This is a genomic window from Leptolyngbya cf. ectocarpi LEGE 11479, assembly GCF_015207065.1.
GTDB lineage: Bacteria > Cyanobacteriota > Cyanobacteriia > Phormidesmidales > Phormidesmidaceae > Leptothoe > Leptothoe ectocarpi.
The window spans coordinates 1-2,190 of sequence record NZ_JADEXP010000574.1; the positions used below are offsets into that span (position 1 = coordinate 1).

1 protein-coding gene is annotated in these 2,190 nt (G+C 43.7%); it reads left to right on the top strand.

The genetic code is table 11. The features are described from left to right. Positions 1-288 precede the first annotated feature (288 nt). Positions 289-1,797, top strand: coding sequence for a lipase family protein (locus IQ260_RS30045; RefSeq protein WP_193996716.1), 1,509 nt, complete (start codon positions 289-291; stop codon positions 1,795-1,797). Positions 1,798-2,190 lie beyond the last annotated feature (393 nt).

A 2,190-nucleotide genomic window follows, 5' to 3' on the forward strand; every position in this document is an offset into this window, starting at 1 on the left:
TCTTTTCCATGGCCTCCTACAAACGTCGCAAACTCAATCAGCATCTGATTGACAGGTTTATTCGAAACTTAGACTTAGACGAGACTTTGATTAAATCACATCCCAACTTTCCAAGTCTTTGTGACTACGGGGTTCTAGTCTCCTAATTCTGTCCGGAGTATTGTATTACAATAGTTCTCTACGATAAGAATTATTGATTTGACTCAAGATGACTTGGCTACGATGTATGCTTCAAGCATTATTTTTTCTCTGCAATTCACCCCCTAGCTATAGGAGCTTCCCACTCTTATGAATAATCAGTTGGTGCATGCCTTCATTTCGTCTCTTATAAACAACCGAGCAACAAGTTTACTACTTCAATTTGTTGTTCTGATGGCATTAGCAGTAATACCTTCGGAAGCATCTGCACAATCGAGACGAGTCAATGAACCACACGGAGAGAAATGTGCAGAAGAAGGTGGAATATGTTTCTTTCAAGGCACCCGCGACGTCTACTATGGAGTAAACGGCACAGGCGGTCAACCTGACCGCTGGGTAGTGCAATCCCATGCTGGTGCAGCAAGGTGTGACAACTCAACCTTCGGCGATCCAGCAGTTGGTATCCCTAAAAGCTGTTATGTTGTCGGTGGTTCGAGGGTCGTTGCTTTAGCGGCCAAGGCAATGAACTTAGTTGTAAAGAGTCCTCAAGATGGATTTTCTCCCATTACATGTTCGGAGTGTGATGGCACAGATGCTCAAATCAAAGAGCTCTTTGGCCCGAATGCTAATGCTAGTAATACTCGGTTCAGAACTTTCCACGACTATGGTTTTTGGCGGATGACATTTTTTGTCGCATCGCATCAACGACCAGATGGATTTGTATCATCAATTATTTCTTTCCGGGGTACAGATGATGCACTCCAGTGGTCATACCAAAACGTGGAGTTCAGAAGGCTTCGCCCTGAGGTCGTTACAAGAACATTGAGAACCCATGATTTTCTAAATGGATTGGTGGAGCCGCTTGTAGGGCAACCTTATGCTGGGCGCTCAGGGGGAGTGGAATCGCTTGCTGCTGCTTTTGGAAAGGCTGACCTACTTGAGCACTTCAATTTTCTGACTTTACGTCAGGCTACTGGTGATGCTGTTGATGATGTGCCAGGTCCTAACGAGTTCGATGAGCGCTTTGACTTGACGGTTCATCCGGGGTGGGCATCTGCGGCTTTAACTGTAATCGATGAAGTAGAGAATGAACTGGAGAGAGGACTGGCTGAGTTTGAGCAGACGCGAAACAACCAGCGTGTTTTGATCACTGGGCATAGTATGGGCGGGGCAGTCGCCACATACCTTAGCTATCTGCTTTTAGATAGTGGCGAGTTAGGAGTTCAGTCTTTTCTCTCTCCCTCCTTTTCCTTTGGAGCACTGGACCATAATCTCGTGACTTTTGGTTCTCCCAGAATTAATGTAGGAAGAACTGTTGAACCTACAAAAATCTTTCTTGATGAGGGATTGGACGAATTGATATCCTCTAGTAGACCTCAGTTTAGATATCAGTTTGTTGAAATCTTTGAAATCCTTCTTAAGGATCCAAATAATATCAGAGAGATAAGTAGCGTACGAGATAATGTCCCCCATTGTTGGGAAGAGAAAGTGGATGAAGGTGGAGGGTCTATAGCATTTGATTTCAGACCTGTTATAAATAATGTACTGACAATACCACCAGTTAATTCGTTTGAGGGCGAAAGTTTTGGCGGGTGTACGCCAAATCGGTTTCACGATTCAGCACAATACTACAACGCCATACTGGACAAGCTTATTTAAAACGCGGTGTTAACTATAATAAGAGAGAAACTTTCTACTTAATGCCCTGATTGAGTAGGTAAGGTTGATATTTGTCGGCCTAACTCATTATTAGAGGGAAAGTTTCTACCTATCTATCCTATATGGATGATTAGGTAGAAATATTTCTGCCTAAGATCCTAATTTGGGTGATTAGGTGGAAATACGTCAGCCTAATCTGCCGATATGGGTGATTAGGTGGAAAGTTTCAGTATAATCATCCCTCCAATATTGGGCTAATGCTACTTAGAGGATGTATGAAAAGGGTTCCAAGGGGTAAAAAAGCTCACACAGTGTAGGCTGAAGTTTACATAAATCTCTAGCCCTGCGTGAGCCATGCCTAAAGCCTACACTAGCAGTCTCAGTCGTGCCCAA